The 16,782-nt window shown below is 35.0% G+C and carries 13 protein-coding genes and 1 rRNA gene; all 14 read right to left on the bottom strand.

The genetic code is table 11. The features are described from left to right. Positions 1–65: 65 nt before the first annotated feature. A 16S ribosomal RNA gene (locus tag MTQ00_RS14185) occupies positions 66–1,582 on the bottom strand. Positions 1,583–2,300: 718 nt separating this feature from the next. Further along, entirely contained in the window at positions 2,301–2,984 is a 684-nt protein-coding gene (locus MTQ00_RS14190) for a hypothetical protein (RefSeq protein ID WP_273649865.1), read from the bottom strand. A 7-nt stretch (positions 2,985–2,991) separates the two neighbouring features. After that, a complete protein-coding gene (rfbD, locus tag MTQ00_RS14195) occupies positions 2,992–3,855 on the bottom strand; it encodes a dTDP-4-dehydrorhamnose reductase (protein ID WP_172281069.1) in 864 nt (287 codons plus the stop codon). Next, positions 3,855–4,340 (bottom strand): acyl-CoA thioesterase, encoded by a 486-nt coding sequence (locus tag MTQ00_RS14200; protein WP_172281071.1) that lies wholly within the window; start codon positions 4,338–4,340, stop codon positions 3,855–3,857. Before MTQ00_RS14200 ends, rfbD begins: the two co-directional genes overlap by 1 nt. 69 nt (positions 4,341–4,409) lie before the next feature. After that, positions 4,410–4,913, bottom strand: coding sequence for an OmpH family outer membrane protein (locus MTQ00_RS14205; protein ID WP_172281073.1), 504 nt, complete (start codon positions 4,911–4,913; stop codon positions 4,410–4,412). 65 nt (positions 4,914–4,978) lie between these two features. After that, complete coding sequence (locus MTQ00_RS14210; protein ID WP_172281075.1) at positions 4,979–5,533, bottom strand: OmpH family outer membrane protein; 555 nt, start codon at positions 5,531–5,533, stop codon at positions 4,979–4,981. A 7-nt stretch (positions 5,534–5,540) separates the two neighbouring features. After that, the gene (gene bamA / locus MTQ00_RS14215; RefSeq protein ID WP_273649870.1) at positions 5,541–8,096 is read right to left on the bottom strand and encodes an outer membrane protein assembly factor BamA; all 2,556 of its coding nucleotides are present in this window, start codon (positions 8,094–8,096) and stop codon (positions 5,541–5,543) included. Positions 8,097–8,125: 29 nt separating this feature from the next. Then, positions 8,126–8,875, bottom strand: coding sequence for a polyprenyl diphosphate synthase (uppS, locus tag MTQ00_RS14220; protein WP_172281079.1), 750 nt, complete (start codon positions 8,873–8,875; stop codon positions 8,126–8,128). 5 nt (positions 8,876–8,880) lie between these two features. Continuing rightward, complete coding sequence (porG, locus tag MTQ00_RS14225; RefSeq protein ID WP_172282395.1) at positions 8,881–9,774, bottom strand: type IX secretion system protein PorG; 894 nt, start codon at positions 9,772–9,774, stop codon at positions 8,881–8,883. A 212-nt stretch (positions 9,775–9,986) separates the two neighbouring features. Then, positions 9,987–12,470, bottom strand: a complete 2,484-nt coding sequence (locus tag MTQ00_RS14230; RefSeq protein ID WP_273649872.1) for an exopolysaccharide transport family protein — start codon at positions 12,468–12,470, stop codon at positions 9,987–9,989. Positions 12,471–12,474: 4 nt separating this feature from the next. Continuing rightward, positions 12,475–13,353 carry a polysaccharide biosynthesis/export family protein gene (locus MTQ00_RS14235; RefSeq protein WP_172281083.1) on the bottom strand — a complete coding sequence of 293 codons (879 nt, stop codon included), beginning with the start codon at positions 13,351–13,353 and terminating at the stop codon, positions 12,475–12,477. Between the two features lie 36 nt (positions 13,354–13,389). Further along, positions 13,390–14,508, bottom strand: coding sequence for a glycosyltransferase family 4 protein (locus tag MTQ00_RS14240; protein ID WP_273649875.1), 1,119 nt, complete (start codon positions 14,506–14,508; stop codon positions 13,390–13,392). A gap of 111 nt (positions 14,509–14,619) precedes the next feature. Then, positions 14,620–15,621 (bottom strand): glycosyltransferase family 2 protein, encoded by a 1,002-nt coding sequence (locus tag MTQ00_RS14245; protein WP_172282397.1) that lies wholly within the window; start codon positions 15,619–15,621, stop codon positions 14,620–14,622. Between the two features lie 6 nt (positions 15,622–15,627). After that, complete coding sequence (locus tag MTQ00_RS14250) at positions 15,628–16,698, bottom strand: formimidoylglutamase (protein WP_273649878.1); 1,071 nt, start codon at positions 16,696–16,698, stop codon at positions 15,628–15,630. Positions 16,699–16,782: the final 84 nt, after the last annotated feature.

Raw genomic sequence — 16,782 nt, forward strand, 5'->3', positions numbered from 1 at the left:
CTCTTTAAGTAAGTACATGGTACACTTAAGTACCTTTATTTTGTTTAACGTTCTTCAACGCTCTAAAATGAGATGTTCCAGCCGCACCTTCCGGTACGGCTACCTTGTTACGACTTAGCCCTAGTTACCTGTTTTACCCTAGGCAGCTCCTGTTACGGTCACCGACTTCAGGTACCCCAGACTTCCATGGCTTGACGGGCGGTGTGTACAAGGCCCGGGAACGTATTCACCGCGCCATGGCTGATGCGCGATTACTAGCGATTCCAGCTTCATAGAGTCGAGTTGCAGACTCCAATCCGAACTGAGACCAGCTTTCGAGATTAGCATCCAGTCGCCTGGTAGCAGCCCTCTGTACTGGCCATTGTATTACGTGTGTGGCCCAAGGCGTAAGGGCCGTGATGATTTGACGTCATCCCCACCTTCCTCTCTACTTGCGTAGGCAGTCTCACTAGAGTCCCCAACTGAATGATGGCAACTAGTGACAGGGGTTGCGCTCGTTGCAGGACTTAACCTAACACCTCACGGCACGAGCTGACGACAACCATGCAGCACCTTGAAAAATGTCCGAAGAAAAGCCTATTTCTAAGCCTGTCATTTCCCATTTAAGCCTTGGTAAGGTTCCTCGCGTATCATCGAATTAAACCACATAATCCACCGCTTGTGCGGGCCCCCGTCAATTCCTTTGAGTTTCAAACTTGCGTTCGTACTCCCCAGGTGGCTAACTTATCACTTTCGCTTAGTCTCTGAATCCGAAAACCCAAAAACGAGTTAGCATCGTTTACGGCGTGGACTACCAGGGTATCTAATCCTGTTCGCTCCCCACGCTTTCGTCCATCAGCGTCAGTTAAGACATGGTAACCTGCCTTCGCAATTGGTGTTCTAAGTAATATCTATGCATTTCACCGCTACACTACTTATTCCAGCTACCTCTACCTTACTCAAGACCCGCAGTATCAATGGCAGTTTCATAGTTAAGCTATGAGATTTCACCACTGACTTACGAGTCCGCCTACGGACCCTTTAAACCCAATAAATCCGGATAACGCTTGCACCCTCCGTATTACCGCGGCTGCTGGCACGGAGTTAGCCGGTGCTTATTCGTATAGTACCTTCAGCTACCCTCACGAGGGTAGGTTTATCCCTATACAAAAGAAGTTTACAACCCATAGGGCCGTCATCCTTCACGCGGGATGGCTGGATCAGGCTCTCACCCATTGTCCAATATTCCTCACTGCTGCCTCCCGTAGGAGTCTGGTCCGTGTCTCAGTACCAGTGTGGGGGATCACCCTCTCAGGCCCCCTAAAGATCATTGACTTGGTGAGCCGTTACCTCACCAACTATCTAATCTTGCGCGTGCCCATCTCTATCCACCGGAGTTTTCAATATCTAATGATGCCATCAAATATATTATGGGGTATTAATCTTCCTTTCGAAAGGCTATCCCCCTGATAAAGGTAGGTTGCACACGTGTTCCGCACCCGTGCGCCGCTCTCTAGATCCCGAAAGATCTATACCGCTCGGCTTGCATGTGTTAGGCCTCCCGCTAGCGTTCATCCTGAGCCAGGATCAAACTCTCCATTGTATGTTTGTCTGACTCACTCAAAGTTTTGACGCTTTAGTTTTTCCTTACTTGGTTGTTATATTGTATTTCAATGATCTCTTTTCTTCCGCTTTTCTCTAAAGCTTTTTCTCTGTCGTTATTGCTTTAGATTTGCGAGTGCAAAAGTAATTAATGTTTCTGAACTGACCAAATGTTTTTGAAGAAAATTTTAAAGTTTTTTTCTGTAACCTTAATCCCTCTTTAACACTTATCTCAATTTTACTCCGCGCTCCCTTAATTGGGACTGCAAAGATACAAACTTTTCTCAATTTTCAAAATAAATTATTATTTATTTTTTTTAAATCTTTCGTTTATAATTACCCTCTTCTGCGCTACCTACTATCTCTCGTTTTCAGTGGGGCAAAAGTACACCTTATTCATCAAACAATCCAAATCATTTTATATTTAAATTCATATTTAGTTCATATTTGATCTTAACTCACTGATAAACAACTTAAAAAATTTCAATGCTTTTTCCTGGGTTTAGAATGATAAAGGCGAAAACATAAGAGAAAACAGCCATGACAAGGGAAAAGGGAAAAATTAAAATCTAAGAAAAGAAGGGTTTTTATCAAAAAGAAAAGTATAAAAGATGAAGAGACGGGTAAATACTAGATAAAGTTTACATATAGTATATATAAAAGAAAAACGACCTCTATGAATTTGAGGTCGTTATTTTATACAAACAAGAAGATTCTTCTTATTTAGAATCTAATTTGGTATATATTAAACTTAAAAATTCAGCAAAAGATTTTTCCAGTCCAATAATATCACCTGATTTAAGGTTTAATCCACCAACTCCGGTATTATCAGATTTTACTTTAAGAGCTGACACCTGGAAATACTGATTGGTTTCATTTGCCTTAGGCTGAACTTTGATCGTAGAACCTAATAATTTCCTTGTAGATATGGTATACACTTCACCCGAAACAACGTCTATCACAAAAAAAGATCTTGGAGATAATAAATAGTCTTTTTTATTAACACTAATTTTTTGCTCTTTATCTGAAGATGCAAACAAAAATATACGATCTGTTTGTGAAACAAATTTTTCTTTTGGCAAATAATATAAATTCAATTTATAATTTGAAGGATTAAAAGCCTGATGAGATCCATCTACATTGTTAAAGGGCTGTAAAGAAATTGCATTCGCTCCGATCTCTTTTGCTTTTTTAAATATCATAGAAAAAACAGCAGCATCGTCTTTCGAAAAACCACGCACTTCAACTTCTCCCAGATATTGCGCATCTTTTATTTCCTCTTTAATTTTAAATAAAAATTTATCTGAGTTATCATTTGTTTTCTCAACTTTTGTTAAATACACATTTTGTGCATTAAAAAAATGAATGCCAAAAACAAAAATTACAATTGCAAGGTTCTTCATAAGATATTTATTGTTGTGCAAGAATGCTAACACATTCTTCAAGACTATTCTCCCAATGTTTGGGTTCAATTTTATAAACTTCTTCAATTTTGTCTAAGCACATTGTACTTCTCTTTGGTCTTTTGGCCGGAGTAGGATATTGTTCAGTAGTCAGTGCATTTAATTTAACTGATGATTCTGATAATTCAGCAATTTTTTTTGCAAACTCATACCAGGTGGTTTCAGGATAATTTGAAAAATGGAAAACACCAAAGTTCTTACGTGAGGTTTTAATAATATCCATAATGGCCTCTGCAAGATCATTTGCGTTAGTCGGTTGTCCGAATTGGTCTGCTACAATTCCCAACTCATCCTTTTGCGAAAACAAGTTCAGCATGGTTTTTACAAAATTCTTATTGAATTCAGAATACAGCCAGGAGGTTCTCAGGATAATTGTTTGAGGGTTAATTTCCAATGCAAGTTCTTCTCCTCTTAATTTAGATGCTCCATATACCCCAATCGGATTTGTAAAGTCATCTTCAGAATAGCATAAATTTGTTTCTCCATCAAAAACATAATCCGTAGAAACATGTATTAAAACTGTTTTATGTTCAGAACATGCCTGGGCAAGATGTGCTACCCCATCAGCATTTACTGCAAATGCTTTTTCTTTCTCTTTTTCAGCCAGATCTACCGCTGTATACGCTGATGCATTGATACAGAAGTCCGGCTTATTATCGTAAAAGAAGGTGTCTACCTGGTCTTCATCTGTAATATCAAGGGTCTGGGAGTCCGTAAAAATAAATTCATAATCACTTTCAAAATCAGGGGCTATTTTCCTTATACAATTGCCTAACTGACCATTACTGCCTATAACAACTATTTTCTTCATTATGGATTTTTTGCGTTTTGGGATCTTAAAAACTTAACTCTTGATTGAAAATCTTTTTCTTCTAAATCTACGTAGAACTTATGGAAAATTTCTTTAATATCTTCAGGATGTATATCTGATTTTCTTGTTTTAACATTAAAATAAATTACGGTAACCCATAAAACAGCATGAATTGTACTTTCATCAAGACTCTTCATAAGAATTTCAACTTTTGCAGTTCTGTCCTGTATGTCGATTGTTTTGCTGCTGATTACAACCTGGGTATTGTATCTTACTTCTTTCAGGTATGCTATTTCATTCTGTATAGCAATCCAGGTACAGCCAGTTTTTTTGGTGTACTCTTCATAAGTAAAGCCATAAAATGTTTCAACGTGATCTTCTCTCGCATTAAACATATAATCCAAATACTTTACATTATTGAGATGCCCGATAGGATCGCAATCACTGAATCTGACTTTTACCGTTGTTGATACTTCTTTTTCCATTTGGCAAAAATAAAAAAACCACCCCTAAAAGAGGTGGTAAGTTTTATAAATGTTTGTTAATTTGTTAGATTATTGAACACCTAATTCTTTTTTTACAGCTGGAGTCGCATCCGGACCTCCTTTGTATACAAATGCGGAAGAGTTTGCATCCATAATGAAATCATATCCTGCAGCTTTAGCTACTTTAGATACAGCCTCGTTTAGTTTCTTCTCAATAGGCTCGTAAGCTGCATCTTGTTTAGCCACAAAATCTTTCTGAGCTTTATCGTTCATTTGTTGAATTTCTTCTTGCATTTTAGCTAATTCAGCTTCTCTTGCTTTGTTTTCATCGGCAGTTTTCTTAGGAGCTTCCTCAGAATATTGCTTTAATTTAGCTTGTCCAGCATCTGCTTTCTTTTTGATCTCAGCTTGCTTAGTATCTAAGAAAGTCTTTAAGTCAGCATCAGCCTTTTTCTTTTCAGGCATTGCGTTAAGAACACCTATAACATCTAAAGTAGCAATTTTTTGAGCTTTTGCCATACCTACAGATACAACCATCATTACTGCTGCAAATAATACACTTAATTTTTTCATAATTGGTAAATAAATAATTTAATTTGTTTTAGATTTTTAATTTCAGTAAAAGTTAATTCCATCGATTACTTTTTACCTCTTGTATTAGTTTTTTCTTTCTTTTCTGTTCCTTTTAAAAGAATGTCTAGTACTTTGTCTGTATAGTCATATCTTTTTTGAAGAAAAATAACATTAATGTTATTGCTTTTATCAAGAACTATGCCCAAGCCATTTTTCTCGGACATGGTTTTTACAGCATTCCAAATTTGATCCTGAAAAGGTTCAACGAGATTAGATCTCAATTTTGTAATCTCCCCGTTTGTTCCAAAGCGTAAACTTGTTGTTGTTTTAATGTTTTTGTCGAGATCCATTACTTCCTTTTCTCTCAGTTTGAGCTGGTCTCCAACTAATAATACTCTCTCATTTTCAAATGCAGATCTTTTCTTTTCATACTCAGCATTCAAACTCTGAAGTTCCGATTCCCAAGTATCAATCTGCGAATTTAATCTTGCTTCTGCCTCTTTATATTGTGGAAGCTTGTTCAAAATATATTCTGTATCAACTACTCCAATTTTCTGCGCATTGCTAAAACTGAAGAGCAAAAATAATACAAATGTGAAAATGATTTTAATTTTTTTCATGTGATCATTATAATGATTGGTTCATTAAGAAGTGTGTCTTCCATCCTGAAGGCTCTGATGAGTTTATTGGTTTATCAAATCCATAAGCAAAATCAAATCCGATCAATCCAAATGCTCCCATATATACTCTTACCCCTACACCCACTGATCTTTTTAACTGGAAAGGATTGTAGCTTCCCCATGAGTTCCAAACGTTACCTCCTTCAGCAAAGGTTAGTGCATAAATTTTTGCTGTCTGATTTAATGATATCGGATATCTTAGCTCTAATGTAAATCTATTATAAATGGTACCTCCTCCTTGTGGAGTGATATCTCCCTGAGTACCATCTCCTCCGTAAGTAGAAGCATTTTCATAACCTCTTAAAGGAATTAATTCCCTACCGTCATATCTTCCTCCGAAAAGCCCGGTTCCTCCCATATAGAATCTTTCGAAAGGTGGTGCTCCCAACTGCTTGTTATAACCATCCATGAAGCCCATTTCGGCAGAAGACCTTAGAACTAACTTACCTGCAATTTCGTTATAAACATCAGCTTTGAATTTAATTTTATAAAATTCCATCCACTTATATTTATCCGTAGGCGACATTGTAGAATAGTCTTTATTACTAAACAATGAATATGGTGGAGTTAACTTCGCAGAAAGTTCGATATTGGAACCCATTGTAGGGAATATCGGGTCGATACCTGCAGAGTTTCTGCTTAGTCCTAAGTTTAAACTTAAGTTATTGGCAGTCCCGTAATTCTCTGTAGTTCCACCAAAGTCAAATGGGTAGTTTTTGAAATCATATTTCTGGTACTGAATCCCAGTATACAATGAGAAATAATCATCCGGCCATTTCAATAGCCTGTTTAACCCAACAGATGCCGAAAAAATGTTCAATCTTGATGCGTCAGTACTTGTCGTTGTAACTGACGTACTATATCTAACAATTGAGTTATTAATACTTACAGAAAGTGCCGTTGGCTTTGTTCCGAATAACCATGGTTCAGTAAACGACACCCCATAATTCTGAAAATATTGTCCGGCCTGAGCCTGAATAGACAGGGTCTGTCCATCTCCCTGAGGTACAGGTCTGAAATCCTTAAACTTCAGGAAGTTCTTTAAAGAGAAGTTATTAAAGGTTAAACCTAATGTTCCGATAAAGCTATTTCCTCCATATCCCGCTTGTAGCTGTACTTGTGAGGATCCTTTTTCAACAAGTTTCCAGTTGATGTCTACTGTATTGTCCTGCTGATTTGGCTGGATATCCTGACCGATCTGTTGCGGATCAAAGAAAGACATACCTGCTAAATCAAAATAAGTTCTTTTGATTTCGGTTTTCTTAAATAGCTCCCCTGGTTTTGTTCTTAATGCCCTCAGAATTACGTGGTCATGAGTTGTTGTATTTCCTTGCCAAGTAACTCTGTTCCAAGTTGCCTGTTCTCCTTCGTTTACTCTGATTTCCAGATTAATAGAATCACCAGATACTGATTTTTCAACAGGGGTTACATTAGAGAAAAGGTAACCATTATTCATGTATACCGATTTGATATCGGAATCATCCTCCTTACCTCCATCTTCTCCAACTTTTTTGTTGAAACCTACTGCATCATAAATATCTCCTTTTTTATAACCGAGAAGTCTTTGCAGGTATTCTGTGGCATATACTGTATTTCCGGTAAAAGTGATATCTCCGATATAGTATTTTTTACCTTCTTTTAATTTTACGTTGATTTCGTAATTATTTCTTTTATTTCTCCAAACAGAATCGGATACGATAGCAGCATCTCTATAACCTAATGAGTTATAATAGCTGATCAGGCTTTGTTTATCTTCCTGATATTTATCTTCGATAAATTTTGAGGATTTCAAGATACCACCGATCCCAAATCTTTTTTGTTTGGTTTCTTTAAATGCTTTGTTTCTAAGTTTAGAATCGCTCACATTTTCGTTCCCTTCGAACTCAATATGATCAATCTTTACTCTTTTGCCTTTATCTACATTGATGGTCCAGTCCACTAAAGCAGGGTCATTTGCATTTACTTTATCCTGAATGGAAATCTTTGCATCTGCAAAACCTTTCTTAATATAGTCTTTAGGAACATTTGTTTTTAGGCTTGAAACTAAATTCTGTGTAATTTTAGTTCCCGGCTTAAGGTTATTATCCTTAGCTAGTTTCTCGCTTTTTGACTTTCCAATTCCTTTACCGGAAAATTTAACTTCTCCAAGTTCTTTTAAGTCCTGCAAGTAAAATTTCAAAACTACTGTTTCTCCTTCAATACTTTGAACATAAACCTCTACTTCTGAAAATGATTGGGTATCCCAAAGCTTTTTGATAGCATTGCTAACTTTTTGTCCGGGGATATCCACACTTTCTCCTTTAGATAATCCTGTAAATCTTAAGATTTGCGCAGGTGTATATTTCTTAACCCCATCTACAACAATGTCTTTAAGAACGTAGGTTCCTGTTTGGTTTTCTGCATGCACAGGGTTATTCACTTTTGTGCTATCCTGTGGAGTCACCTGTCCATAAAAATGTGCAGAAGCAACAAACATGATGATGGGTAATAGTCTAAACTTCATTTTATCGTAGTCTTTCTTTTCTTTAAATTTTACTGGATTTTTATTTGTTCGCCGGTTAGGCCATATCTCCTTTCTTTGTTTTGATAGTCTACAATACATTGGAAGAAAATATCTTTTGTGAAATCTGGCCACAGAACATTTAAAAACTGGAGTTCTGCATAGGCGATCTGCCAAAGAAGAAAATTACTAATTCTTATTTCACCACTGGTTCTTATTAATAAATCGACAGGTGGAAAATCTTTTGTATAGAGATAATTTTCGAATAATTTCTCATCAATATTCTCTACATCCACCTTGCCTTCTTTTACATCAGAACTTATATTTCTCACGGCATTCAGGATCTCGTTTTGCGAGCCATAACTGATCGCTAATACTAAATTACCTTTTGTGTTTTCTTTTGTTAATTCCACCACTCTTAGCAGCTGCTCTTTTACAAGAGGTGGCAGTTTATCCAGATTCCCAATAACATGCATTCTTAGACCTTTGCTGAAGATTTCTTCCGCTTCCAGCAATAATGTTTCAGTAAGCAAATTCATTAAAGTATTTACTTCATCACTCGGCCGGTTCCAATTCTCCGAAGAGAATGTATACAATGTTAAATATGGGATATTGATCTCATTACACGCATTAATGGCATTTCTTACAGCATTAATGGCATTTTTATGACCAAAAGTTCTTTCTTCACCACGAGATTTTGCCCATCTTCCATTGCCATCCATAATGATAGCAACATGTTTTGGTAAGTTCTCTGAATTTATTTTATCTTTAATCAACGACATACTAATTACTCACAATAACACGGAGGTCTTCCAAAGGAGAATGTAAGACCTAAGCTAAAGGTATTCATCCAATCCTTAGATTTTGTATCTCCAACATTTCTTCCATTAACAAATGCAGCTTCTCTTTCTTTTGAAACAGCATAATAATTTCCTGTTTGCAATAAAGACCCTCCTGTTGTAGGATTTACTATATCTCCATTATAGGTAGATACAACATCTTTAGTTAATATTTTACTATGATCCAACTGATCTGTTAATGTATATCTAAACGTAGCTTCCGCAAATATTGCCCAGCTATGGTTAAATTTATATTTTAATCCGACTCCAAAAGGAATATGCATTGTTACTTTCTTACCCAGAGAATATTCTGCTCGTGTAGTAAAATCCCTTTCATTAATCGGAGCTTGTGCTACTCCATCTGCATCTCTTCTAAAGTCATTCACTAAAGTCGCTTTAGGAGCATCAAACATTAAACCTCCAATACCCCCAAATATATAAGGGCTAACCATACTTATCTGCTCATTATTTACCGGGAAAAAATTATATTCAAATACCAAACTTGCTTCATATACATTATTCTTTCCAAATGAGTTTCTATTTCTTCTATAATCTTCTTTCGCTGCTTTATCACTGAACTGTACCTGATTATAACCTAAATCTAGTCTAACAGTTTGGTAGGGATTAAAATTAAATCTATATAATATACCACCATAAAATGGAACTCCCCAATCTGATGCTCTGCTTAAATCCAACGGCTTTTGTAAAATATAACTCGTACTTCCTATATCACCCACTAGGTTACTCATACCTAGACGAACTCCCAATTCGTTTCTTTGTGCTTTCACACCAGTCATTGTTCCAAGGACGGCCAGGAAGCTAAATAATAATTTTTTATTCATAAAAGAATATGGATTTATGGTTATTTTAAAATTTAATTTTTGCAAATATAAAACATTTTTATATTAATGATATTCTTAATGTTTAGTTAAAAACAAACAAAAAAACATAATTTGTTATAAAGTAAACGACAAAGTACCGAAAATATTCTTTTTTTAATAGAATCAATAAAAGCCTTATATAATAAACCCTCATTAAATGAGGGTTTAATGTTTTATTTTTTATTAAAAATTGCCTGTATTTTATTTCTTATTTTAATCAATAGCGGCTCTTTGTAATTTTTGTCCTCATCAAAATAGCCATAACCGTATCCGTATCCATAGCCATAACCATATCCCTGCTTTATAATATAATCGTTATATACAAGACCAAGGTTTTCAATCTCATTATTATGATATTTTTCCGTAATCATTTTAAGCATATACTTTTCAGTATATTCATGACGCACCACATAGATGTTAGTATCAGAATATTTCATCAATTCATATGAGTCTGCAACAAGTCCTACCGGCGGGGAATCGATAATGATAAAATCATAAATCTCCCTTAACTCTTCAATGAATTTAATATTCTTTTTACTCATTAACAGTTCTGACGGGTTCGGAGGAATTGGCCCTGATGTGGCAACATCAAGATTTGGAATTGTTGTTTTATTGATAATCTGGTCAATGGAAACTTCGCCTGTAAGATAATTCGAAATTCCATATTTATTATCAATTTTGAAATCACCGAATATTTTTGGTTTTCTTAGGTCCATTCCCAAAAGAATAGTCTTTTTATCACTTAAACCAAGAACTGAAGCAAGGTTAATTGAAACATATGTTTTACCTTCCCCTCCAATCGATGAAGTAATTAAAACAACTTTACTCTTTTCATTTTCATCAGACAAAAATCGCATATTCGCCCTTATTCCTCTAAATGCTTCAGAAACTGAAGACTTAGGCTGATCAAGCACGGTAAGCATATTCTCATTATTATTATTACCTACCACTCCAAGCAATGGAATTTTGGTAGCACTCAATAATTCTTTAATATTTCTTATTTTATTATCCAGCAATTCTCCGATTAAAATAAACAAAAACGGCAGAAGTAATAAACCTCCCATAATGACCAGCTTCGTTCCTTTTACGTTGGGCCCGATAGGAGACTGTCCTACATTTTTGGCAGGGTCAATAACAGATATATCAGATTGATTCGTCGCCATCCTCATCTTAGTTTCATTCTGCCTTCCCAGTAAACTATTATAAGTGGCTTCAATCATATTGTATCCTCTTTCTGCATCTAAATACTTTCTTTCCTTTTCAGGGTAAGCGTCAAGATCAGCATTAGCTTCAGCTACCTGTTGATTAATCTTATTGATTTCAACATTAAATCCATTATAGTAATTGCTCAAAGAGTTGGAAGAGCTTAATTTTGCATCACTGATCAGCCTGTTGATTTCTTTCATAGGTTCTGAATTTGGCGTATAAATCGTAGCCATTTCTCTCCTTTTAAGATACAATGCCTTAAGTTCCGAAACTGAAGCCGTAAACATTCCGTCTTCGAACCCTGCAGCATTTGTACTGATCATTTTATCAAAATTCTGGTTCTCCAGTGTGTTCTTAATAAGATTAAGGGAGTTAATTTTACTTGTCAGGTCTGCCTTTTTTGCTTCCAGTTCCTTAATCTTCGTCAGAGATTTTTCATCTCTATCTTTAATGTCGTAGAGCTTTTCCGAAGTTTTTAAATAGTTGAGAACAGTAGCACTTGAATCCAGTTTCTTTCTTACTCCTGTAAGATTATCCTGAAGATAGGTTTCCGTATTTTTATCAACGGTCATTTTATCAAGCATCCTTTTCTTCTGTAGCTCACTTACAGACTTGTTAAGGAAATTTACAGTTCCATTAAGATTGAAACCTGTTTTTGTAATGATCATAATAGAATTGATCTCCTTATCAAACTCTACTCCGATGGTTGATACAATCTCATTAACGGACTGATTGACAGAACTAAGATTAACAATAATATTATCCAGTTTAATATTTGGGGTTATTGGATTCTGAAGCAGTCTAAATTTAATATTAGGTGCTATGAACCATTCTCCTACTTTAATTATTTTATTCGATGGTCTTTTAAAGCTATGAATATCCTGAAACCCCTCCACTTCATAATTATACAAATGAGTTGATTCTCCTTTATCAGGTAATACCACTTCATACGTATTTCCTCCTTTTGGCATCAATGTAATAGGATAATTAATCTGTTGTAAGTGTTTCTTATCAATCTGCACAAAGACCGGTGAATCGTCTTTATCCAGATAAGTAGATTTTATAGATCCTTTTGTAGAATAGTTAACAAAAAGATCAAGCTCCTTTACAAGAAATTCATTGTGTGATCTTGACAAAAGCATTTTTTTCAAATAAATCCCGTCTTGATTTCCTCCCTGTCCCCAAATAAAGTTAATTGACTGGTTAGGAGTAAAGTAGCTGGAAGTATTATTAGATACACTTAAAGAAAGGTTTGAAGCATAAATACTCTGTGCATAATATTTACCATACATCCATGAGATACAGTAGCCAATAAACAGCATTAAAACAAACCAATACCAGTTCTTTAATATCCTTCTTAAAAAGTGCTCAACATCAAACAATTCAAAAGAACCGGTTTTATCTTTTTGAGAATTATTCTTCTCAACGTTAGTTTCTTTTCCTGGAATCATGATATTAAAGTCTTGTTAGGATTAAATAAACTGACAACGCTGTAGTAATTAATGAAATTCCTGTTGTGATAGTCTGTACAGGGTCTTTTCCCAATCCATTCAAGCTTTTCCCTCTGGTATTAAGATAGATTTCATCACCATTTTGCACATAATAATATGGTGAATTCATTACATCTTCCCGGGTTAAATCTATTTTCGCAATTTTAATTCCTTCCGGTAATTTTCTGTGGATAACAATTGTTTTTCTATCTACACTTTTATTTAATCCTCCATTAATTGCCAGTGCTTCGGTAATGGTAAGCGTATTTTTGTGAGCCACTTTTTCTCCTGTAATAGCAACAGCTTCCGTATCTCCAAGAATATAATAAGTTATCCCGTCCGTATTTAATCTCACCTGAGACTTTCCATCCTGGAAATTTTCATTTACTTTCTCCTGGATCTCTTTGGTGATATCTTCGATAGTACGTCCTTCTGCTTTGATGTAGCCGATTCCAAAAACATTAATATCTCCATTGGAATCCACTTTTAATCCATTAAAATAGAAATTGGTATTTCCTCCACCACCACTTCCTCCACTTCCGCTTCCAACACGTCCTAAAGTTCCTATAGTTGTGGGATTAACCCCGGGAGCAACTGTACTACCGGAAGTATTTAAAGTAGAATAAAACTGCGCTGCATCGCCCTTTGGAGTAGTAACAATATTGAGATTCAGTATATCGTTCTTCGTGATCCTGTATACGGGAATGTTGTAAGGAACAAGACCTTCCTCATTGATCACAAGATTTTCATTAGGCTGCATATATCTTACATCTTTTTTTGTGATACAAGAGGTAATGAAAAAAGGCAGGATTAAAAGGGATAAATATTTAAAATTTCTTATCATAATCAAATGTTGTTTACAAAAATAAAAATTTAATTGTTACTTCCTATTATTTCTTATCCGATAAATAAAATCCGGCAAATAAGCACCAGTAAAGCCCAGCACAAGTATCACCAATAACAATAAATTTACATTTATATGTCTTAAAAAATATGCCACCATTACTATAAAAAGATAATAGACGACAATATAAAAACCCGATCTTCTATGGGTAAAGTCAAGCTTCAGAAGCTTATGGTGTATATGATTCTTATCCGCATCAAAGGGAGATTTTTTATTCCAAAGTCTTACAAAGATGACATTCAAAGTATCTACAATAGGTAAAATCAATATGGCTACAGCTATCGCCGGAGCTGACTGTAAGTGATACCTTGGAATATCCGGAAGCTTCTTGTCTATAAATATATCAATAAAACAGATGCTTGTAAATGCCAATAAAAATCCTAACAACATAGATCCTGTATCTCCCATGAATATCTTATTGGTCCTGTAATTCGAGAGGTTATAGTATAAAAATGCCAAAACAGCTCCAATGATTACAACGGACAATACGACCAGAGGATAATTATATTCTCCTAATCTATAATAACTTATCCCAAACAATGCACTACATATCACTGAATACCCTCCAGCGAGTCCGTCAATCCCATCAATGAGATTAAATGCATTAATAAGAACAATAAAAGTAATAACACTAAATATAACACTGACAACATACTCAAGTTCATAAATGCCAAAGATCCCAAAGAGATTTCTGATTCTTATATCAGATCCTATAACGATAAGCGTGGATACCACAATCTGGGCAACAAGCTTTTTGTAAGCTCTCATCACTACAATATCGTCCATTACTCCTACATAAAGGAGAATGAGCAATGAAGCAAATAAAAACTTATACAGATCAAAAAGTTCATAGGCAAAAATAGAAGTACAAATACCTATAGAATAGAAAATAGCAATTCCTCCAAGATTGGGAATTTTTCTCAAGTGTGAACTTCTTACCCCCGGCTCATCCATCAGATTTTTTCTTCTGGAAATTTTAATAATGGTTGGGATAGAGAAAAACGTGATTAAAAAAGAAAACAAGAATCCAAATCCTATTTTTACATAAAAAATAGAAATATCCATCTCGCTTAAGAACAATTCAAAATTCTTCATTTTTTCCTATTTAAGTACTTTCATTATGCTTTAGCACTCATTACTTAAGATCTGCTAAATAGTATCTACGAAATTTGTAATATATCGAAATGACAGTACTTACATTTGTGTTTAAATCAACTTTCTTATCAATTTTTTTTGCCCTGCAAAAAACAATAGATAAAATATCTTTTTTTTCAGTGGCAAATATAAAATATAATTCTTACCAAAACGACTATAGAACAATATATCTTTAATTTTAATATTCCTTTCCTCTATAAAATTTTTCAGCTGATCAGCCATATCGTAAAAAACTTTATCATCTTTTACAAACGCCAGATAGGCCAAAAAACTATATACTCCCTCTAAAATCTGGAAGTTTTTCAGTTCCTCTTTTTTTGTTGAATAGGATGATGTTTTAAATTCAGATTCTACATCTTTTACTGCTTTGAGGATATCTAATCCTTTTTCAGTATGTGTTTTAGTGATAGAATCATTTCTTTCCAAATAGTGATAATGAAAGTTTTGCGTCTGTGCTACAATCTTACACTTGAGTAAAAGTTGTGGAATGAGCTGAATATCTTCAAAATGCACCCCTTTTTTGAACCTTTTATCATTAAAAAGTTCCTTCCGGAACAACTTGTTGCATGCAAAATAGCTGAGATCAGAAAACACAGAAAAGTTTTTCTCCAAATCAATTTTTTCCGGCATATTAGGAATTTGAGTAAGCTTTTGGGTAACAATTCCCGACTCGTCAACTTTTTGAATATTACAGATGACCATTTCGGCATTATGCTTTTCCGCAAGGTTAAACATTTCTTCAAACATGGTTTTTCCGACATAATCATCACTATCCACAAAACCAATATAATCTCCCGTCGCTCGGTCAATGGCAAAATTCCGGGCATCGCTTAAACCTCCATTTTCTTTCTTCCAAACTTTTAGTCTTTCCGGAAAACGCTGGCCATATTCCTGTGCAATCAATCCAGAATTATCACTGCTACCATCGTCCACAACGATAATTTCAATTTCCTGCAGACTTTGATTAATCAAAGAGTCGAGACATTTAGCCAAATAATTTTCAACATTATAAACAGGAACTATGATAGAAACTTTTGAGGGAACAGTATTCATTATAAATTAAATTTTCGTCAGCCTTGCATTCAACCAGCCTTTCTTTGCTTCGTCAAAATCTTTTCTTGAACAAGGAATACAATTCTCAATATTCTCATCATCTCCAAAATACCACAGATTACTAAACGTATCACGCTTAAATGTATGTTGGCTATCATCGATCAACACATAAAAAATTTCGTAGTGCCTTTCTTTTGGGTGTGATCTTTGGATATTGATTCCTTCTATCAGATACCAGATCATCTGTGCCAACAATTGATGATTCAACTGGCTTTCCGAATATATGTTATAATTAAAAATTCCGACAGACTTCAAATTTTCACTCAACCCAACTTCCTTCATGTAAGCGCAGATTTCCCGTCTATTTAGTCCATTCACCTGCGGATTTATTGAAAAAGGTTCTCCAAAACTTTCAATTGCATCACAATTGAGAGTCACCAAATCAGCCTTTCTGAAGAAGGGCTCTGTTTTTTCTGTAGAATTCATCATTTCTGCCAGACGGACAATATCAAACTCAACTTCTTTAATCAGCTTTACAGAATCTACTTCGTTCAGGTGCTTCTGATATCCCAAGTGGTGGTAATTCTTAATCGAAAAATTCTTAGCACCCAAAATTTTGCTTAGAAAAGTATGCTCATTGATATGCTCACCCTGTTTAAGAGAAATGACGTTACTGATCTGTGTATAATTGATATTTTTTTGATGAAAATTCAATCCTGAAAATAAAGAAAAGGCGAAATCATTAGAACCTCCGATAATGACAGGAATTGCTCTTTTATAGTGACAGGCAGAAAGAACCTCTTGTAAGATATAATGGGAATCCTGAACAGATTTACCGGAAACAAGGTCTCCAAGATCAACGATGGGAATTTCAAAATCCAACTGTGATAATTTATAAAATTCCTTTCTTACAGAGGTAAAATCCTGTACTTCAGCATCGCCACCTGATCCTCTGTAATCTGATACGAAAAGCAAAACAATACTGTCTTCTTTTATTTCTTTGGTAATCTGGTTTCCAATCTGCCAATTCTCAGTTTTGAAATTCCTAGGGGCAATTATAAAATCTTCAAAATTCATTCTCTCTAATTAAGTCTTAAAAACCAAAAATATTAAAATAAAATCATTTAATGGTCATAAAAAAAGCCATTAACACTGTTTGTT

Source organism: Chryseobacterium sp. B21-037, from assembly GCF_028570785.1.
GTDB lineage: Bacteria > Bacteroidota > Bacteroidia > Flavobacteriales > Weeksellaceae > Chryseobacterium > Chryseobacterium proteolyticum.

Bases quoted from the DNA above. Each gene is read 5' to 3' on its own strand.
- MTQ00_RS14210 (WP_172281075.1), bottom strand. From the start codon at position 5,533: ATGAAAAAAATTAAAATCATTTTCACATTTGTATTATTTTTGCTCTTC.
- MTQ00_RS14230 (WP_273649872.1), bottom strand. From the start codon at position 12,470: ATGATTCCAGGAAAAGAAACTAACGTTGAGAAGAATAATTCTCAAAAA.
- bamA (WP_273649870.1), bottom strand. From the start codon at position 8,096: ATGAAGTTTAGACTATTACCCATCATCATGTTTGTTGCTTCTGCACAT.
- MTQ00_RS14200 (WP_172281071.1), bottom strand. From the start codon at position 4,340: ATGGAAAAAGAAGTATCAACAACGGTAAAAGTCAGATTCAGTGATTGC.
- MTQ00_RS14205 (WP_172281073.1), bottom strand. From the start codon at position 4,913: ATGAAAAAATTAAGTGTATTATTTGCAGCAGTAATGATGGTTGTATCT.
- uppS (WP_172281079.1), bottom strand. From the start codon at position 8,875: ATGTCGTTGATTAAAGATAAAATAAATTCAGAGAACTTACCAAAACAT.
- MTQ00_RS14250 (WP_273649878.1), bottom strand. From the start codon at position 16,698: ATGAATTTTGAAGATTTTATAATTGCCCCTAGGAATTTCAAAACTGAG.
- MTQ00_RS14240 (WP_273649875.1), bottom strand. From the start codon at position 14,508: ATGAAGAATTTTGAATTGTTCTTAAGCGAGATGGATATTTCTATTTTT.
- MTQ00_RS14190 (WP_273649865.1), bottom strand. From the start codon at position 2,984: ATGAAGAACCTTGCAATTGTAATTTTTGTTTTTGGCATTCATTTTTTT.
- rfbD (WP_172281069.1), bottom strand. From the start codon at position 3,855: ATGAAGAAAATAGTTGTTATAGGCAGTAATGGTCAGTTAGGCAATTGT.
- porG (WP_172282395.1), bottom strand. From the start codon at position 9,774: ATGAATAAAAAATTATTATTTAGCTTCCTGGCCGTCCTTGGAACAATG.
- MTQ00_RS14245 (WP_172282397.1), bottom strand. From the start codon at position 15,621: ATGAATACTGTTCCCTCAAAAGTTTCTATCATAGTTCCTGTTTATAAT.
- MTQ00_RS14235 (WP_172281083.1), bottom strand. From the start codon at position 13,353: ATGATAAGAAATTTTAAATATTTATCCCTTTTAATCCTGCCTTTTTTC.